General features: G+C 61.2%; 20 protein-coding genes. 16 read left to right on the forward strand and 4 right to left on the reverse strand.

The window, feature by feature from the left end:
* The coding region (locus tag WA989_RS00485; RefSeq protein WP_424338572.1) for a glutaredoxin domain-containing protein at positions 1-187 on the reverse strand (187 nt) is incomplete at its 3' end.
* A gap of 78 nt (positions 188-265) precedes the next feature.
* Positions 266-595 (reverse strand): DUF1476 domain-containing protein, encoded by a 330-nt coding sequence (locus tag WA989_RS00490; RefSeq protein WP_424338573.1) that lies wholly within the window; start codon positions 593-595, stop codon positions 266-268.
* Between the two features lie 236 nt (positions 596-831).
* Between WA989_RS00490 and purC the strand changes: the two genes are divergently transcribed.
* The 4 genes from purC to WA989_RS00510 all read left to right on the forward strand — a co-directional run bounded on the left by purC (position 832) and on the right by WA989_RS00510 (position 2,805).
* A complete protein-coding gene (purC, locus tag WA989_RS00495) occupies positions 832-1,602 on the forward strand; it encodes a phosphoribosylaminoimidazolesuccinocarboxamide synthase (protein ID WP_424338574.1) in 771 nt (256 codons plus the stop codon).
* An 84-nt stretch (positions 1,603-1,686) separates the two neighbouring features.
* Complete coding sequence (gene purS, locus WA989_RS00500) at positions 1,687-1,929, forward strand: phosphoribosylformylglycinamidine synthase subunit PurS (RefSeq protein ID WP_424338575.1); 243 nt, start codon at positions 1,687-1,689, stop codon at positions 1,927-1,929.
* Between the two features lie 45 nt (positions 1,930-1,974).
* Positions 1,975-2,343 carry an EthD domain-containing protein gene (locus WA989_RS00505; protein WP_424338576.1) on the forward strand — a complete coding sequence of 123 codons (369 nt, stop codon included), beginning with the start codon at positions 1,975-1,977 and terminating at the stop codon, positions 2,341-2,343.
* 39 nt (positions 2,344-2,382) lie between these two features.
* Positions 2,383-2,805 carry a hypothetical protein gene (locus WA989_RS00510; protein WP_424338577.1) on the forward strand — a complete coding sequence of 141 codons (423 nt, stop codon included), beginning with the start codon at positions 2,383-2,385 and terminating at the stop codon, positions 2,803-2,805.
* Between the two features lie 272 nt (positions 2,806-3,077).
* Here the strand turns inward: WA989_RS00510 and WA989_RS00515 are convergent, their stop codons facing one another.
* Positions 3,078-4,292, reverse strand: coding sequence for an NADP-dependent isocitrate dehydrogenase (locus WA989_RS00515; protein ID WP_424338578.1), 1,215 nt, complete (start codon positions 4,290-4,292; stop codon positions 3,078-3,080).
* Between the two features lie 114 nt (positions 4,293-4,406).
* On the opposite strand from WA989_RS00515, the gene WA989_RS00520 reads away from it, so the two are divergent.
* Together WA989_RS00520 and WA989_RS00525 are read left to right on the forward strand one after the other, a co-directional pair.
* Positions 4,407-5,834, forward strand: coding sequence for a hypothetical protein (locus WA989_RS00520; RefSeq protein WP_424338579.1), 1,428 nt, complete (start codon positions 4,407-4,409; stop codon positions 5,832-5,834).
* Positions 5,831-6,583, forward strand: a complete 753-nt coding sequence (locus tag WA989_RS00525; RefSeq protein WP_424338580.1) for an RNA methyltransferase — start codon at positions 5,831-5,833, stop codon at positions 6,581-6,583. Before WA989_RS00520 ends, WA989_RS00525 begins: the two co-directional genes overlap by 4 nt.
* Before the next feature lie 66 nt (positions 6,584-6,649).
* On the opposite strand, the gene WA989_RS00530 is transcribed toward WA989_RS00525, so the two are convergent.
* Positions 6,650-7,120 (reverse strand): TIGR02301 family protein, encoded by a 471-nt coding sequence (locus WA989_RS00530; protein WP_424338581.1) that lies wholly within the window; start codon positions 7,118-7,120, stop codon positions 6,650-6,652.
* Here WA989_RS00530 and WA989_RS00535 point away from each other — a divergent pair.
* The 10 genes from WA989_RS00535 to WA989_RS00580 all read left to right on the forward strand — a co-directional run bounded on the left by WA989_RS00535 (position 7,115) and on the right by WA989_RS00580 (position 17,028).
* On the forward strand, positions 7,115-8,092 hold the full coding sequence (locus tag WA989_RS00535) for an NAD(P)-dependent oxidoreductase (RefSeq protein WP_424338582.1): 978 nt from the start codon (positions 7,115-7,117) through the stop codon (positions 8,090-8,092). The genes WA989_RS00530 and WA989_RS00535 overlap by 6 nt on opposite strands.
* An 89-nt stretch (positions 8,093-8,181) precedes the next feature.
* Positions 8,182-10,281, forward strand: a complete 2,100-nt coding sequence (locus WA989_RS00540; protein ID WP_424338583.1) for a TonB-dependent receptor — start codon at positions 8,182-8,184, stop codon at positions 10,279-10,281.
* Positions 10,282-10,411: 130 nt separating this feature from the next.
* A complete protein-coding gene (locus tag WA989_RS00545; RefSeq protein WP_424338584.1) occupies positions 10,412-10,579 on the forward strand; it encodes a hypothetical protein in 168 nt (55 codons plus the stop codon).
* 99 nt (positions 10,580-10,678) lie between these two features.
* Positions 10,679-11,179, forward strand: coding sequence for a TspO/MBR family protein (locus WA989_RS00550; protein WP_424338585.1), 501 nt, complete (start codon positions 10,679-10,681; stop codon positions 11,177-11,179).
* A gap of 72 nt (positions 11,180-11,251) precedes the next feature.
* Positions 11,252-11,620: a thiol-disulfide oxidoreductase DCC family protein gene (locus tag WA989_RS00555; RefSeq protein WP_424338586.1), complete on the forward strand. Its 369-nt coding sequence runs from the start codon at positions 11,252-11,254 to the stop codon at positions 11,618-11,620.
* A gap of 40 nt (positions 11,621-11,660) precedes the next feature.
* Positions 11,661-11,936, forward strand: a complete 276-nt coding sequence (locus WA989_RS00560) for a hypothetical protein (RefSeq protein WP_424338587.1) — start codon at positions 11,661-11,663, stop codon at positions 11,934-11,936.
* 161 nt (positions 11,937-12,097) lie between these two features.
* Complete coding sequence (locus WA989_RS00565) at positions 12,098-12,682, forward strand: hypothetical protein (protein ID WP_424338588.1); 585 nt, start codon at positions 12,098-12,100, stop codon at positions 12,680-12,682.
* Between the two features lie 33 nt (positions 12,683-12,715).
* On the forward strand, positions 12,716-14,329 hold the full coding sequence (locus WA989_RS00570; protein WP_424338589.1) for a hypothetical protein: 1,614 nt from the start codon (positions 12,716-12,718) through the stop codon (positions 14,327-14,329).
* Positions 14,330-14,383: 54 nt separating this feature from the next.
* A complete protein-coding gene (locus WA989_RS00575) occupies positions 14,384-15,964 on the forward strand; it encodes a serine/threonine-protein kinase (protein WP_424338590.1) in 1,581 nt (526 codons plus the stop codon).
* A 125-nt stretch (positions 15,965-16,089) separates the two neighbouring features.
* Positions 16,090-17,028, forward strand: coding sequence for a C1 family peptidase (locus WA989_RS00580; protein WP_424338591.1), 939 nt, complete (start codon positions 16,090-16,092; stop codon positions 17,026-17,028).
* Positions 17,029-17,205: the final 177 nt, after the last annotated feature.

Below are 17,205 nucleotides of genomic sequence, written 5' to 3' on the forward strand. Positions count from 1 at the left end.
TGCCTTCGCGCACGGCCTGGTCTTCCAGGACGTTGGTCGCGACATAGTCGACGCCGAGATAGTCGAGCACCTGCACGACAACCGAGGAGAAGCCACATTGCGGGAAGGTTGGTGTGCCTTTCATGAACAGCATCACGTCATTGCCTTTGACGGCCTTGTCGATGGCGGTTTGGGTGTCGTCGCTCATGTCGGTCTCCGGTGTCTGGTCTGGTGAAAAGATGAGGCGTGACGCGGCAGGCTTCAAGAGCCGGCGTTCAGGCCCCGCCTAGTCCTTCTTTTCTTTCATCACCTGCTCGCGGGCGACCGCGATCAGCTCTGCCATATGTTCGCGAATGCGCGCATCGCTACGGTCGACGCCCTTGGCGTCAAAATCGCCGCGCACCTTGCGGAACACATCCTCATCGCCCGGCTCTTCCAGGTCGGCGCGCACGACTTCCTTGGCATAGGCGTCGGCATCATCGCCGTGCAGGCCCATCAGGTCTGCGGCCCACAGGCCGAGCAGCTTGTTGCGCCGGTTCATGACCTTGAAGTCGAGCGCTGAATCGTGGGCGTATTTTGCCTCTTCGGCGCGTTCGCGATCGTCGAATGTGCTCATGCGGAGAGCCTTCCTCATATAAGTGGTATGTCTGTCCTCCCGCGGGATATAGAGCCGCCAGGGGCGCGGGCGCAAGACCAGTCTGCGCCCAGCCTGCCAAAGCCGCTGGCGCGATCTGCTGAATCAGCATTTGTTTCAGCCCTTCGAAAAGAGTAACAAACAGGCTTGTTTCGATGAGATCAGGCGCGCGCCGCGGCGTGCCATACTTGTCGGAAGTCTCGAGGGGAGGCGTACCCATGTCGCGCAGGCGGATGATTTACGAAGGCAAGGCCAAGATCCTCTATGAGGGGCCTGAACCCGGCACGCTGATCCAGTATTTCAAGGATGACGCGACCGCCTTCAACGCCGAGAAGAAAGCCGTGCTCGACGGCAAGGGCGTGCTGAACAACCGCATCAGCGAATTCATCATGCAGCGCCTCGCCGCTGTCGGCATTCCGAACCATTTCCTCAAACGCCTCAACATGCGCGAGCAGCTGATCAAGAAGGTGGAGATCATTCCGCTGGAAGTGATCGTGCGCAATGTCGCGGCCGGCACCATGTCGAAGCGTCTCGGCATTCCCGAAGGCGAGACACTGCCGCGTGCGATTGTCGAGTTCTGCCTGAAGAAGGACGAGCTTGGCGATCCGCTGGTGTCGGAAGAACATATTGCCGCTTTTGGCTGGGCCAATCCGCAGGAGCTCGACGAGATGATCTCCTACGCCTTGCGGATCAATGACTTCCTGTCCGGCCTGTTCGCCGGCGCGGGCATTCGCCTGATCGACTTCAAGATCGAGTTCGGCCGCCATTATGAGGGCGAGATGGTGCGCACGATCCTCGCCGACGAGATCAGCCCGGACAGCTGCCGCCTCTGGGATCTGGAAACCAATGAGAAGCTCGACAAGGACCGCTTCCGCCGCGACCTTGGCGGGGTGACCGAAGCCTATGCCGAAGTCGCCCGCCGTCTTGGCATCATCAAGGAAAGCGCCCAGGGCGCCGATATTGTCGACTTCACCAGCGGCGGAAAATAGCCCCGCCCCAGCCATCGCCGCGTTCCAATAGCGCCGCGAATGCGCTAAACGAAGGCCGACTCACAGACTGCGGAGACCAAGCCCATGAAAGCCATCGTCCATGTCGGCCTCAAACCCGGTGTTCTCGACCCGCAGGGCAAGGCGGTGGCCGATACGCTCGGCCGGATGGGCTATGACGAGGTCAAGGGCGCCCGCATCGGCAAGGTCATCGAGCTTGATCTCGACGGTGTCGAAGCTGGCGCCGAAGAGGCCCGCGTCAAAGAGATGTGCGAGAAGCTCCTCGCCAACACCGTCATCGAATCCTATCGCTACGAACTGGTCGATTAGGCTGCGAGCGCATAGTCTCCCTTCAAAACGAAAAGGGAGACGACATTGATCAAACTCACATTCTGCCTGAAGCGCCTGCCGCATCTCAGCCGCGAGGACTTCCAGACCTATTGGCGCGAGCAACACGCGCCACTGGTCGCCAAGCACGCCAGGACGCTCGGCATCGCCCGCTATGTCCAGACCCACGCGCTGACGCATGATTTCAACGCCGCCATGCAGGCGAGCCGCGAGGCGCCCGACATGTATGACGGTATCGCCGAGCTCTGGTTCGAGAGCTGGGAGGCGCTGTTCGAGGCCGGCGAGACGGAAGGCAATGGCGAGGCAGCCGCCGCGCTGCTCGAAGACGAACGCAAATTCATCGATCTCGCCAACTCGCCGCTCTGGTTCAATGAGGAGCACGAGATTTTCGGCTAGAGCGCTGAGGCTGGCCTGAAACCTGCTAGCGTCTAGGCTATGATCCGTATTCTTCTTTCTGGCCTTGTCCTTGCGTTTGCGAACTTGTCGGCCACAGCCGCAGAAGACGAGATCTGCCGGTCCGTCTCGACGAGCTGGCAGACCGAAGCCGGCCAGTCGATGCAGACCCGCGTCTCGACGCAAGCCACCGACGGTTGCAAGCGTATCTTCCACGTCGTCGACGGCGTCGAAACCGAAGGTCGGGACTGCAATTGCGATCTCGTCGCCGACGGCATGGAAGCGCGCTTTTCCTCGCCCGCCTCGCTCTACCAGGCCCGCCGTCTGCTCGAGACGTGCCACGGCCCGTCGACGGCTCCGGTCGCAGATACGCCCGCCATCGAGATCGTCACATCTCCGGCTCGGGCGCCCGAGGGCCAGTCCCAGGCAGACGCAGAGCAGCCGCGTATCATCTTCAGGCCCTGACTTGCCGTCCTTCCCGGATGGCAGGAGGAGAGTTGCGTTCGGGTTCGGCTGCGGCGCGAACGGCCTTGTGGTTCGACTTCGCTCACCATGGCGGCCTCCATAAACGTCAGAAGTAGTCCGCTATGGTGAGCCAAGTCGAACCACAGCGGGCGTCTGTCTATGGATTGCAGTTCGTCCCCCTCCTCTGATGAGGGGCGGGGGAGCCTTGCCGCAAAAAAGAAAAGCCCCGACCAATGGCCGGGGCTTCGTGTTTCGCAGAAGGCAGACGAACCTTAGGCCATCTTCTTCTCAAGATTGACCGCAACAGCCTCGAGGAAGCCTTCCGTCGTCAGCCAGTCCTGATCGGGGCCGATGAGGAGCGCGAGGTCTTTCGTCATCTGGCCGCTTTCGACCGTCTCGATGACGACCTGTTCGAGGTCTTCAGCGAACTTCGTGACTTCCGGCGTGTTGTCGAGGCGGCCGCGATGGGCGAGGCCGCGCGTCCAGGCATAGATCGACGCGATCGAGTTGGTCGAGGTCGCTTCGCCCTTCTGGTGGTTGCGGTAGTGGCGCGTCACCGTGCCGTGGGCGGCTTCAGCTTCCACCGTCTTGCCATCAGGCGACATCAGGACAGACGTCATAAGGCCGAGCGAGCCAAAGCCCTGCGCCACCGTGTCGGACTGCACGTCACCATCATAGTTCTTACAGGCCCAGACATAGCCGCCGGACCATTTCATCGCGGCTGCGACCATGTCGTCGATCAGGCGGTGCTCATAGGTGCCGCCGAACTCGGCAAAGGCTTCCTTGAACTCTGCGTCGAAGACTTCCTGGAACAGATCCTTGAAGCGGCCGTCATAGGCTTTGAGGATGGTGTTCTTGGTCGACAGGTAGACCGGCCATTTGCGGGTCAGGCCAAAGTTGAACGAGGCGCGCGCAAAGTCGCGGATCGAGTCATCAAGGTTGTACATGCCCATCGCGATGCCAGCCTCAGGGAAATCGAACACTTCGAATTCCTTGGAGTCCGACCCGTCGGATGCTTCCCACTTCATCGTCAGCTTGCCGGCTCCGGGGACGAGGAAGTCCGTGGCGCGATACTGGTCACCAAAGGCGTGACGGCCGATGACGATTGGCTGGGTCCAGCCCGGCACCAGACGCGGTACATTGGAGATCACGATCGGCTCACGGAAGACAACGCCGCCAAGGATGTTGCGGATCGTGCCGTTCGGGCTGCGCCACATCTTCTTCAGGCCAAACTCTTCAACGCGCGCTTCGTCCGGCGTGATGGTCGCGCATTTGACGCCGACGCCGTATTCCTTGATCGCATTGGCCGAGTCGATGGTAATCTGGTCGTCGGTTGCGTCCCGGCTTTCGATGCCAAGGTCGTAATATTTTAGATCGATATCGAGATAGGGGTGGATGAGACGGTCCTTGATCATCTGCCAGATGATGCGGGTCATCTCGTCGCCATCGAGCTCGACGACGGGATTTTCGACCTTGATCTTTGCCATCGTGTGAAAGTCCTTTCAGTTGTACTGTCTTGCGGGCGGCTATAGCAGAAGGGATCGAATGGTCAAAAGGTGCGTTGGGGCTTTGGGGAAAAGAAAGCAGTGAGGGTTTCTCCTATGCGGTATCTGGTCCTATTTTTCAGCCTTGTGAGCCTGCTCGCCATACCTGCCGCGGCGGCCCAGTCCGGCAAGGCCGATGCACTGGTAAGCGTCGCGCCGCAGGAAGATGGCAACTGGCACGTCGCCTACACATTCGAAGAGCCGCAAACCGCGCTCGTTTTCGCGCGCTCGGACAATAATTACCGCTCGGCGACCTGGCAGCTGGAGACAGAAGAGGCCCGCTTCGGACGGGTCAATGATCTCGACGTCATCGTCTTCGACGACCCGGCCAAAGAGGTCTCCTTCAGCATCGTTCCGGTGACGAGCACGCTGGTCGCCGACTATACGCCATTCATTCCCTTCGGCGATGGCGGCCTTGCCATCTATGAAGGCCAGTTCGCGCTGGTCCCGTTCGAGAGCCTGGAGGCTGTCGAGGAGATTGAGGACGGTCTGCCTTCGGTCGCGACTGAGCCATTGGCGATGCGCATCGCAATCAGCGCCGACACGCCGATCATCGTCGACGGCCAGCCTGTCGAGGGCAACCTCCAGCACGAGATCGCCGGCGACGGCACCTATATCTATCTCGGCGATAGCGAAGTCGAGCAGTTCGACAGTTTCACAGCCATTCTCGACGCTTCGCTGCCGGCCTGGCTCGGCGACAGGTTTGCGGGCGACCTTCAAGGCATTTTCGCGGGCCTTGAAGCGCTCTGGGGCTTTGAGCTGTCCGAGCAGGCCACGGTCTTCCTCGCCAGCCGCGGCCTGACGGGGAAGGGCATGTCGAATACAGGCGGCGCGCTCGACAATCTCCTGATGATGGAAGTGAGCGGCGAAGCGCTCGCAGAGCCCGATCCCAATACGCTGTTCTATCTGCAATGGTTCTTCGCCCATGAGGCGGTGCATCTGTTCCAGACCGACAAGGACGTGACATTCGCGAGCGGCGAGGATGCCTGGATCCATGAAGGCGCGGCTAATACAATGGCTTATAATCTCATCGCGGCCGGCCTGCCGGATGGCGGCGAGAAATTCCTGTCATCGGTCTATGCCAGCGCCTTCGAGGAATGCGTCGCGGCGCTGGAAGCCGGCCCGCTCGAAACCGTCGGCGAGCGCGAGGCATTCTCCGCAAATTATGCCTGCGGCGACCTCATTGCCCTGGCGACGGATGGCTATCTCAAGCGCAAGACGCTCTACCAGTTCTGGGACAGGCTGATCCTGAACGCCGTCTCCATGGACGATACCGAGATCAATCGCACGCTCTACTTCACGACCATGCAGCTTCTCGGTGCGACACGGGCGGAACGCACCCGCATCCGCGACATTGTCGAAGAAGACCTCGATGATCCGCGCGAGGCGCTGACCGAGCTTCTTAAAACCGCCGGCCTCAATCCGCAATTCGATGCAGACGGCACGCTGGTCAAACTCGACTGGCCGGATTATGCGGCGGAATGAACCGACCCAGACAACCCGTCATCATACTTGCAGAGCCGCAGCTTGGCGAAAATATCGGATCGACTGCGCGCGCCATGCTGAATTTCGGCCTGACCGAGCTTCGCATCGCCGCCCCGCGCGATGGCTGGCCCAATCCGGCGGCCGAGCCACTCGCAGCGGGCGCGTTCGAGGCCGGGGTAACTGTCACGGCGTTTGACAGCGTCGAAGACGCCGTCGCCGATCTCGGCTTCCTTGTCGCGGCCACCGCACGCCCGCGCGAGATGGAAAAGCCGGTCACCAATGCCAGCGGCGCGATCGAACTCCTCACCGCGCAGACGACGCAGGTCGGCGTGGTTTTCGGCAATGAAGCCCAAGGGCTTTCCAATAATCACATCGCTCTTTGCGACGCGATCATGACCTATCCGGTCAATCCGGGTTTTGCCTCGCTGAACCTCGCCCAAGCCGTCATCGTCTTTGCCGCAGCCTGGGGCGACGCGCAGGGCCGGGAAGGGCGTTTCGAGGGCAAGAATGCCGGTGTCGGCGACCCGGCCAGCCGCGAAGAACTGATCGGCATGTTCGAACATTTCGAAGATGAGCTCGAGCGCGCCGGCTATTTCCACCCGCCGGACAAGACCCCGCTCATGATGCGCAATCTGCGCACGGCCTTCATCCGCGGCCAGTGGACGAGCCAGGAAGTGCGCACCTTCCGCGGCACCATAAAGGCCCTCGCCCTCGGCCGCGGCAAGGCCCGCATCAAGCGCGAGGACTAGCGGCTCAATTATATCCCGTAATCGGGTAGGACGGGCCGTCGCTGCTTAACAGCGCGGCGTTTCCGCCTACTGCTCAGCGGTGCTGCCCCGATCGCGCACGCCGCTGGGCAGGTTTGCGGCTGCCAGCGTATTGGCGAGGCGCTGGCCGGTATTGGCATAGATCTTTTCCGCCGACACCGCGCCTTCGTCACAGCTTCTGCGCCGCGCGCTTTCGGCTGAATAGGCATCGTTGAAGGCCGAGACCATGGAGGATCTGAGCCGGCTCTGATAGGGCGCTTCGACGCCGAGCAGCTCCTGCATGTAAAGCCGCCAGTACTGGTCATCGCGCCCATTGCATAAGAGCCGGATGGCGTGCGCCGAGCCGAGCGTCGAGGCGAGCGAGATCACATCGGCGATATAGTCCTGCGTGCGCGTATCGGAGACGTCATAGTCCGGCTGGAAGTCTCGCTGGTACTGGCCATGGGCGGCGGTGGCTGGCAGGAAGGCTGCCAGAGATACAAGAGCGAGGCCCCGCAGATGTTTGACTGTCTGATGCATCACAACTCTTTCGTCCGCCTTGAGGCGCGTCTCAAGCCCTTTGCTGAACATATTTCACCGCTGACCATAACCGATAGTGAACAAATCGGGCGGCCTTGGGGCGAGGCTGCGACCGATGGCATGGTGGCCTATGGCAATGCCGATGTCTGGTTCAGCCCGGCCGCACGCGCCTTTGGCAAGCAGCTCTACGGCGCGCCGAAGCTGGCCTGGTTCCAGTCCTCTGCGGCCGGTCTTGAAAACCCCTTCCTGCAGAAGATCGGCGAGCTTGCAGAGGCGTACACGTCCAGCCACGTCCAGTCCGAAGCGATCGCCGAATGGGTGCTCTGGGCGGCGTTTGACTGGTTTGGCAGCGGCGCCAAACGCCGCGAGCTTCAGGCGAAGAAGGAGTGGGAGAAGGTCCACTTCCGCGAAATCTCCGCCACACGCTGGCTGATCTACGGCTTCGGCCACATCGGTGAAGCCGTTGGCCGCCGCCTACGAGGTCTTGGCGCCCACGTCACGGGTGTGCGCCGGTCAAGCCAAGTCTCGCCCTTTGCAGACCATATGCTCCATCCCGATCATGTCAGCGCAGACGATATCGCTCTCGCCGACGCCATCCTTCTCTGCGCGCCGCACACGCCGGAAACCGAGAACATGGCGGACGCGGAATTCTTCGCCTCGATGAAGGAGGGCAGCCTGTTCATGAATGTCGGGCGGGGCGCGCTCGTCGATGAAGCGGCGCTTCTGTCTGCGCTGGACAAGGGAAAGCCGGCCCATGCGACGCTCGATGTCACCCGCGAAGAACCGCTGCCTGAGGACAGCCCGATCTGGTCTCATCCCGGTGTGACGCTCACCGCCCACACATCAGCCCTGACGTCAGAATCCCGCGCCCGCAACGACGAACTCTTCCTTGAAAACCTGGCAAACTTCGTGAACGGCGACGCCCTCAAGAACCTCGTCCAACGCGACGCCTTCGAGGCGCAGTCGGTTTAGCAGACGGTTGCTGCATTCGCTCTTGAAAATCATTCTCAGCTCAAATACGGAGGCAAATGAAAGTCATTCTCAATCTGGATTAGTCATTCATGCTCCGCTATCTGGCCGCTGCGCCTCTTGCCCTCCTCGCCGCCCAACCGGCCCTTGCTGAACCGGACGCCCGCCAGGAAACCATCGTCGTTACCGGCCAGTATCTCTACACCGACCAAGTCAATGCGCTGCGCACGCCGACCCCGATCATCGATGTGCCGCAAAGCCTTTCCATCGTGACGGCGGACCAGATCGTCGAGCAAGGCTTCGATTCCATTGGCGATATCATCGACTATACGCCGGGCGTGAACACCTCGCAGGGCGAGGGCCACCGCGATTCCATCGTGTTTCGCGGCGTGCGCTCGACGGCGGATTTCTTCATCGATGGCATGCGCGATGACGTGCAGTATTACCGCCCGCTTTACAATCTCGAACAGGTCGAGATCCTGCGCGGGCCAAATGCGCTGATGTTCGGGCGCGGCGGTACGGGCGGCATCCTCAACCGCGTCACCAAAAAGGGCGTCATCGGCGAGACCTTCCTCGGCTATCAGGCGAGCGCCAATACATTTGGCGGCTATGGCGTCCAGCTCGACGGCAACACGTCAGCCAGCGACACCGCCGCCTTCCGCCTCAACGCCATGTATGAGAGCCTCGAAAACCACCGCGACTTCTTCGACGGCGAGCGGATCGGCCTCAACCCGACCGCCAAATTAGAGCTCAGCCCCCGCACCGTGCTCAACCTGTCCTATGAATATGCAGACCATGAGCGCTTTATCGACCGCGGCATTCCGACCGGCGCCGATGGCCAGCCCGTCGAGGCGTTCGAGAATATCGTCTTCGGCGACCCGGACCTCAACAAGACAGAGCTCGAAGCCCACCTCCTGCGCGCCAATCTGCAGCATGAGTTCTCCGACCACATCAAAGGCAATTTCAGCGCCTTCTATGGCGACTATGACAAGCTGTACCAGAACTTCTACGCCTCGGCCTATAATGAGGTGGCCACGCCGCGCGAGGTCACCCTCGACGGTTATCTCGACAAGACCCAGCGCCAGAATCTGATCCTGTCGGGCAATCTCATTGGCGAGTTCGAGACGGGCCCGATCGGTCACACGGTGATCGTCGGCGGCGAATATATCGACACCTCCTCAGACCAGAACCGCTACAATTCCTTCTGGAGCACGACGCTGGACGACAATGAGGTCTTCACCGTCATGCGCCCGCTCAACCTGCGCGGCGGGGTGGGCGTCAACGCTGACGGCCTGCCGACCGCGAACACGTTCAACACAGACCTCAATGACGACACCCGCGTCGGCATCGATGTCGTCTCCGCCTATATCCAGGACGAGATCGAGATTTCCGACCAGCTCGACATCATCCTCGGCGCGCGCTTCGACAGTTTCGATATCGAGGTCTACAACGCGGTCGCAGACGAGACGCGCAGCCGTAAGGACGAGGAGATTTCCCCCCGCCTCGGCATCGTCTACAAGCCGCAGGAAAACATCTCGCTTTACGCGAGCTATTCGGAAACCTTCCTGCCGCGCAGCGGCGAGCAGTTCGCCAATATCAATGGCGCCAATGATGCCCTCGACCCGGACACCTTCACCAATCTCGAAGCGGGTCTCAAATGGGACCTCACGCCAGCGTTGAGCTTCACGTCCGCTATCTTCGAAATCGAGCAGAGCTCGCCGCAGCCGGCAGACGATGATCCCTCCACGCTCAATGTCATCGAGTCGGAGATTACAGGCTTCGAGACCCAGCTGCGCGGCCAGGTGACCGATGACTGGTTCATCTCCGCCGGGTACTCCTGGCTCGACGGCGAACAGGTCGGCGCCACCGGCCCAACCGGCCTTCGTCCGCGCGAGCTGCCGGAAAATATGGCCTCGCTGTGGAACACCTGGCAGGTCACCAATCAGTTCGGCCTCGGCCTTGGCGTGACCTGGCAGGATGAGAGTTTCGTGAACAACAGCAACACTGCCGTGCTGCCAAGCTATGCGCGGATTGATGCGGCGGCCTATTACGACGTGTCGGACAGGCTGCGCGTCCAGCTCAATGTCGAGAACCTTGCCGATGAGCTCTATTTCCCGAACGCGCATAGCACCCACCAGGTCACCGTCGGCGCACCGCTCAATGCCAAGCTCACGGTAACAGGCCGGTTCTAGAGGGGCCGGCCAGACCAGACCTGCGGGATCCCTTCCGGCTCGCGGGTCTGGTCTTCCCTGGGGCGCCTCGCATTGCCATCGCGGCCAACACCGCTAGGGTCATCCTGTCGGCTATCCAGGAAGGACCGCCATGCGCCTGCTGCTTGCCCTCATCGTTTTCGTCGCCCTCGGCCTCTCCGGGCGCGCGCATGCCGAAGACTGGGCCGCACCGGCCGAGAAGCATGTTTTCGAGCTTGAAGATTTCGAGTTCGGCACCGGCGAAACGCTGCCCGCCATCCCCATGGAAGCGTATCCGTAGGGGACGCAATAAAGGAACATTCGCCGGCGCGGGCAATTGATCCCTCATATCATCGCGCTCAGCCGTAAACGCTCTTTTCGCTCCCGGAGATCTTGCCCCTTGGACCTTTCATCCTTCGCAGCCCTGGCCGTCTTCTTTCTCCTGAGCTTTGCCGCCGCCTCCAGCGGCGCAGTCTTCCGGCCGGGCAGCTGGTATGAACAGCTCGCCAAGCCGTCCTGGACGCCGCCGAACTGGGCGTTTCCCGTTGTCTGGACGATCCTGTTTTGCGCGATCGCCGTGTCGGGATGGCTGATCTGGCAGCGCGAAGGCATAGACGCCCTGCCCCTCCTCGCGCTCTTTGTCGTGCACCTTGTCGTCAATGCGGCTTGGTCCGGCCTGTTCTTTGGCCGCAACCGGCTTGACTGGGCGATGATCGACGTCGTGCTTCTCTGGCTGCTGATCGCCGCCATGATCGCGGTGTTCTACCCGGTCAGCGCTCTCGCTGCGCTCCTGCTGGTGCCTTATCTCATCTGGGTGAGCATTGCCGCCGCCCTCAATTTCCGCCTCCTGCAGCTGAATGGCGCGCGCGGCGAAGCGCGCTCCACACGCGCGTCACTTTGACAGGCGCGGTGTGCCGCGCCGCCGTGCGGCCTATGTCACGGTCAGACAGAGCAATCTGAAAGAGTCGTGTGCATGCAGGAGCAGTTCGAAGTCTATTTTGATGGCAGTTGTCCGCTCTGTCGTAAGGAGATCGGCTTTTACAAAAGCAGGACCGGCGCTGACGCCATTCGCTGGGTCGATGTTTCGCGCGGTGAGCGCCTGCCTGAGGGGCTGAGCTGCAGCGACGCCATGGCCCGCTTCCATGTCCGCGACACCGATGGCCGCCTGATCAAGGGCGGCGAGGCCTTTGCCGCGCTTTGGGCGCAGCTTCCATCCTTCAGATGGCTTGGGCTCGCCTTTCGCCGCGCGCCCCTGCGGTGGCTCCTGAACCTTGGCTACAAGGCCTTTCTGCCGCTCCGCCCGCGCCTTCAGCGCCTGTTCGCATCGCGCAACGCGGCCTGACCATATAGGCCGGCCGCTGCCTTTATGGTAAGCTTGCGCCATGAGCTATGATGTCGGGTCAGGCGATCTGGTGCTGTGCGTGAATGCGGCGCCGAACCATGTCACTGGCGAGCCCGTGCCGCTTGTCGCCGGCGAGACTTACACCGTCTATTACATCATGCCCTTCATGTGTCCGTGCGGGCGATCGGACGCCCTGCTCGATGTCGGTGTCGGCTTCGCCTGGTGCCAGACCCGCTTCCGCCTCCTGCCCAAGCCAAAGAAAAGAGCAGAGCCCCGCAAGGCCGAGGCGCCGAAGGAAGTCGAAAAAGTGACGTAGCGCGCGCCGCCCGGTGCCGTTGGAGATGTCAGCAGAGCTTGTTCGCTCGCCGGCCGATTGTCTGTCTACCCTCACGCTTCCAAAAAACGATTCAGGAAAATTGACCCGCTTTCCCGGCTGGCTGCGCCTTTGGCCATAGACGGCAATTTTTGAGGGTCGCCATGGAAAACGATATCGAACCGATGCTGAACGACTATGTCAGCCGCATCCCGCCTGAAGCCTGGCCGCTGATTGAGACAGTGCTTCGTGTCACCGCTGTGGTGACGGTCGTGTGGCTTGCGATCACCATCTTCATCCTGCTGCGCCGGAATGCATCAAACCTGACGCCGGTTCATGCAGCCCGAAAGGACAAGCGCGACCAGCCCGACTTTCTCTCCGTCGATCATGGCGCCCGCCGCGAAGCCCTGGAGCGCGGTGACCGGTTTGGCGAAGCGCTGACAGCGAGAGAGGAGGCCGAGGCAAAGGCCGCCAGAGAGGCCGTCGCCGGCAAGCCGGTCTCGATCGCAGGACGGGTCTTCCGGGGCCTCAGTTTCCTGATGTCCATCTTCTCCCTGCTGACCATGATCGTCGGATCGATCTGGCAGGTCGGCCGCATGGGCGCGCTGATGAAGGAATACAGCACCGTCGAACGGATTGCTGCCGTCATCCAGAACAACCCCATTTCATTCACCGTAACGCTGCTCGTCTCGATCTACGCCGTGTGGAGCTTCATCCAGAAGCATTCCGCAAAAAAGGCGCTGGCCTAGTCCGGCAATACTCAACTTTCCGTGGAGCTAACTATGGCATCTCATTCACTCAGCCTCTCCGATCCGGCCCTGCTTGCCGAGTATATCCGGCAGTCCGACCTCAAGACATTCTTCGAGCAAAGACTTGCCGCGCCGCCTGACCACATGGCCCTGCTGATCCGCAACGGAGAAGTCATCAAGGCCTACAAGGGCGCGCATTTCTCGGTCGGCGGCCTGATGACCGGACTGAAGTCCATTGTCGGCGGCGCATCTAATATCTCGATCCTTCTGGCCGATCTCAAACCCTTTTCGGTCCAGCTGCCGGTCAAGGCGCTCTCGAAGGACAATGTCGAGGTTGCAGGCGTCTGTACGCTCGAGCTGCAGGTCAATCCTGACAAGCCGTCCAACGTCATGGGGCTGATGAATCCCGGCGGATACCTGACACGGGCCGAGGTCCTGGAACGGTTCCGTCCGCATCTGACCGACCGTGTCTTCGAAGCCGTGATCGGCCGTGTGAACGCCGATGATATTCGCGGCGACAAGGGCCTTCAGGATTTCATCCAGGGCGACATCATGCGCGAGATCGAGCGCATTGCCGGCAATATCGGGCTGATGGTCAATTCGGTGTCCATGGAATGGGCGCTGAACCAGGCTGAAATGGAAGCGATGAAGAAGGCGCAGCTGGAGCGCGAGCAATCACAGCTCGACCACCAGCTCTCGATCTACAAGCGCAATGTCCAGCGCACATCCGACTCCAAGGAGTTCCAGCTTCGCTCCGACCTCGACATGGCAGTGCTCGCAAACGAGACCGAAGATGCGCTGGCGAAAATGGCGCTGAACTCGGAGATCGAGATTCTCGACGCCCGCGAGGGCGCGGCCCGGCGCCAGGAACTTGCCGCGATCGAGCACGAAATCGAGGTATTCCGCAAAGAGCGCGTTGCGAAGTTCGAAGTTGAGCTCGATGAAGCCTCGCAGGTCATGGACCTGACAAGCGCCAAGGGCCAGCTGCGGGTCATCGAGCGCCAGATCGAGGAACTGGACCATCTCCAGACCATCGAGTTTCGCCGGCGGGAAGCCGAGATCAGCAAGTTCGAGGCGTTCGCCAAGCAGGATGTGACCCAGCGGGTCCAGCAGGACACGGCGACCAATATCCGCACGCTTCAGGACATCGAGCATTCGGGGCTGGATCAGGATTCAGCGCGCCGGACCCAGGAAGAGGATGCGCGCACGGCCCGGCTCATATCAGAGCGCCAGGCCGATACCGACGCACGGATCGCCCAGCTGAACGCCGGCGCGAACATGTCGCCCGAACAGATTATGGCGATCAATGCCGGCCTGTCTTCGGAAGTTGCGAATGTCCTGGCTGAACGCGCCAAAGCCGATGCCACCGGCAATCAGGAAACCATGGCGGTGATGCGGGAAATGGTCAAAGCCGCGACAGACGGCCAGGTGCGAAGCGAAGAGCAGGCGCGAGCCATGTTCAGCATGGGTATGGAAGGTGCTGTGGGGGTAGCACGCGGAGCCGGGGGGGGCGATCCGGCTCCCTCCGGTACGCAGGGCAGCGCGCCGCCGCCTCAGCCCGAAACCGTTGAATGCGCGAAATGCGGCCGGACCAATTCGGCGAAAGCAAGATACTGTGTCGGTTGCGGCAATGCCCTGCGAACCTGACCCGAGAGATCAAACTGTGCCGCACACTGAAAACCGCTGAAGGGCGAACGATACATGTCTACATGCTCCAATTGCGATACGGCCCTGCCCGAAGACGCCGACTTCTGTCCTGAGTGCGGACACAAGGCCGGCGTCGCCTACAGCCCCGTCCAGACGATTGGCGGGCTGGAAACCGTCATGCCGAAGACAGACACATCTGCGCATTCAGATGCACCGGTATCGGTCCTGACTCCCGGCAGCATCTTCGCTGAACGCTATACGATCGAGGGCATTCTCGGTCAGGGCGGGATGGGTGTTGTCTATCGCGCCAAGGACAGCGCGTCGGGCGAAACGGTGGCGCTGAAGCTTATTCATCCGAACCGTATTTCCGGTGAGAAGGCGCTGCAACGCCTGATCGATGAGGGGCTGATCACGCGCAAGCTGCGCCATCCGAATATCGTCGCGGTTTACGATGTCGGCGCGGTCGACGGCCAGCCCTATGTGACGATGGAATATGTTGAGGGCACGTCGCTTCGCCAGTGGCAGCGCGCCACTATGCAGAAGCAGCAGGACATTTCCTATAGTGTCGCCGCCCGTATCGTTCAGGAAATCCTGAGAGGCCTGGAAGCGGCGCACGAGGCCGGTGTCGTCCACCGGGATCTCAAGCCTGAAAACATCATCCTGCTCAGTGAACCGAGCGCTGAAAAGGCCAGTCTGCGTATTCTCGACTTCGGCATCGCGCGCGCGACCAAAGCCACGACCCAGGCCGACACCGGCACTGGGCTCGGCACGCCGGGCTATATGGCGCCGGAACAGCGCACCAACCCTGACATGGTAACCCCGGCAGCGGACCTGTTTTCGGTCTCTGTCATCTTCTACGAGCTGCTTGTCGAAGTGCTGCCGCAAGGCCATTGGCAGGCCCCCTCGGGTGGGCGTTCCGATGTGCCGCCATCGATAGACGCGCTGATTGAATCGGGCCTGTCGCTTCGCCCCTCAAGCCGCCCGCAAAGTGTTGAGCAATACCGCAAGGCCATGGCGCAGGAGGGTCGCAAGCCGATCAAACCACCTGAAAACTGGCTGAAGACCGACCTGCCGAAATGGGCGATCTGGAGCGGTGTGGCGGTGATCGGCCTCGTTGTGGCCGGGGCGTCCGGCATTCTGGATACTGAGGAGCCGGAGCCCGGTTTTGACCCCTGCGAACGTCTTAGCGGGCGCGACTACCAGGATTGCATGGGGTATGAAGCCGATTACACCGAGATTGACGATGACGTTGTCGACGATCCGTCACCGTCACCGTCACCGCCCCCTCCACCGCCACCGCCACCGCCGCCACCGCCTCCAAACCCTTACGCCAGTCTGTCCGGGCCATGGATGGATGAATGGGGATCGCGCCTGAACATTCAGGTGGCCTCCTCGGGGGCCCTGTCGGGATCCGGCAATGGCCCTGACGGCTCAAGGCTCAATCTCAGTGGACGGCTGTCGACCTCGCCAGTGACGGGCCAGCTCAGCGCACCAGCCATTGGCATGACACTGAGGACACAGCTTCGCTGGGATGGCGGCTGCCACATTGATTACGTCACCTACAACCCGAACGGCTCCATCAATCTGACGGGCAGATTCCACGCCAATCATTCGCCGGGTGCGCCATGCCCATGACGGACGAACTCGGTGGGGACAATTGCTACATCTGCGGCTGGCCGCTCGATCCACTGACCTCCAATTGCCGCAAGTGTGGCTATTCCCAGACGCCGAACCCTATTCAAAGTGAAGGATCCAATCCCATGACAGATTACTGGAACGACCAGCCCCTGAATGGGTGCCTCCTGGAAACGACCCCCGTAGAAGCACCAATGCTCATGGGGTCGCAAGGAAGTCTGCCGGACCGGATCGACCTCAGGGAATTCTGTTCCCCGGTTGAACACCAGCAAAAGACGAACTCCTGTACGGCCAATGCCATTGTCGGCGCGCTCGAATATCACCAGCGCCGGGCGAAACAGCCGCAAATCGATCTCTCTCGCCTGTTCGTCTATTACAATGCGCGGCGGCTATCCGACATGGAGAACAAGGACGTCGGTAGCTTCATCCATCATGTGATGGCGGCCGTGCTGGCCTATGGCGCCTGCGAAGAGCGTATCTGGCCATTTCAGCCAGCCATGGTGAACACCCAGCCAACACAGGCGGCCTATCAGAACGCGATGTTGCACGAAGCCGTTCAATATGCGCGAACCCCGCTCGGACCGGCTGTTTTTCAGGCACTTGCTTCGGGCCTGCCGATCGTCTTCGGAGCCGTTTTTCCGAGCTCTCTCTACCAGGAGGCGCACCAGACCGGTACCATGTCCGTTCATACCGAGGCTTTCGAACGGCCACAGATGGGCCATGCCATGCTCATCGTCGGATACGACATGCCAAGCAAAACATGGCTCGTCCGAAATAGCTGGGGTGAGCAATATGCCGAGAAGGGATATTTCCGGATCCCCTTCGACACGATGTCGACATTCTCCGATCCGACCCATTTCTGGACGATTGGTGCAATCGAGCAGGCCCAGGGGTTGAGCCTCTCAGGGGCAAGCCTGATGGGCACGCAGCAGAAGATCCAGGCCAACGCAAAGGCGGACATGGCCAGCGTTCTTGCCGGCAAACGCGACGATGTTCGAAGCGAACTCAGATCGCGTCTCGATGAAGCCAAGTCCGACTTCCGGTCCCGGCTGCGTAGCAAATAGAAAACTCCCCTCGCCGCCGGCAGCCAGTATGCCGGTGGCGCAGACAGGATCAGACTCGAGGCGTCGCATGGATCAGGGCGATACGGTCACCTATGTCATCGGCGATGTGCACGGTGAGGCCGCGCGCCTGGCCCGTCTGCACGAGCTGATCTTTTCCCATCACAGCCACGGCTATTC

This window comes from Henriciella sp. (assembly GCF_049649345.1).
In the GTDB taxonomy this organism is placed as follows: domain Bacteria; phylum Pseudomonadota; class Alphaproteobacteria; order Caulobacterales; family Hyphomonadaceae; genus Henriciella.

Excerpts from the sequence above, each read along its gene's own strand:
- WA989_RS00515 (WP_424338578.1), bottom strand. The coding sequence starts at position 4,292 with ATGGCAAAGATCAAGGTCGAAAATCCCGTCGTCGAGCTCGATGGCGAC.
- WA989_RS00530 (WP_424338581.1), bottom strand. The coding sequence starts at position 7,120 with ATGCATCAGACAGTCAAACATCTGCGGGGCCTCGCTCTTGTATCTCTG.
- WA989_RS00575 (WP_424338590.1), top strand. The coding sequence starts at position 14,384 with ATGTCTACATGCTCCAATTGCGATACGGCCCTGCCCGAAGACGCCGAC.
- WA989_RS00555 (WP_424338586.1), top strand. The coding sequence starts at position 11,252 with ATGCAGGAGCAGTTCGAAGTCTATTTTGATGGCAGTTGTCCGCTCTGT.
- WA989_RS00535 (WP_424338582.1), top strand. The coding sequence starts at position 7,115 with ATGCATCACAACTCTTTCGTCCGCCTTGAGGCGCGTCTCAAGCCCTTT.
- WA989_RS00580 (WP_424338591.1), top strand. The coding sequence starts at position 16,090 with ATGACAGATTACTGGAACGACCAGCCCCTGAATGGGTGCCTCCTGGAA.
- WA989_RS00525 (WP_424338580.1), top strand. The coding sequence starts at position 5,831 with ATGAACCGACCCAGACAACCCGTCATCATACTTGCAGAGCCGCAGCTT.
- WA989_RS00520 (WP_424338579.1), top strand. The coding sequence starts at position 4,407 with ATGCGGTATCTGGTCCTATTTTTCAGCCTTGTGAGCCTGCTCGCCATA.
- WA989_RS00560 (WP_424338587.1), top strand. The coding sequence starts at position 11,661 with ATGAGCTATGATGTCGGGTCAGGCGATCTGGTGCTGTGCGTGAATGCG.
- WA989_RS00565 (WP_424338588.1), top strand. The coding sequence starts at position 12,098 with ATGGAAAACGATATCGAACCGATGCTGAACGACTATGTCAGCCGCATC.
- WA989_RS00545 (WP_424338584.1), top strand. The coding sequence starts at position 10,412 with ATGCGCCTGCTGCTTGCCCTCATCGTTTTCGTCGCCCTCGGCCTCTCC.
- WA989_RS00540 (WP_424338583.1), top strand. The coding sequence starts at position 8,182 with ATGCTCCGCTATCTGGCCGCTGCGCCTCTTGCCCTCCTCGCCGCCCAA.
- purS (WP_424338575.1), top strand. The coding sequence starts at position 1,687 with ATGAAAGCCATCGTCCATGTCGGCCTCAAACCCGGTGTTCTCGACCCG.
- WA989_RS00490 (WP_424338573.1), bottom strand. The coding sequence starts at position 595 with ATGAGCACATTCGACGATCGCGAACGCGCCGAAGAGGCAAAATACGCC.
- purC (WP_424338574.1), top strand. The coding sequence starts at position 832 with ATGTCGCGCAGGCGGATGATTTACGAAGGCAAGGCCAAGATCCTCTAT.
- WA989_RS00510 (WP_424338577.1), top strand. The coding sequence starts at position 2,383 with ATGATCCGTATTCTTCTTTCTGGCCTTGTCCTTGCGTTTGCGAACTTG.
- WA989_RS00570 (WP_424338589.1), top strand. The coding sequence starts at position 12,716 with ATGGCATCTCATTCACTCAGCCTCTCCGATCCGGCCCTGCTTGCCGAG.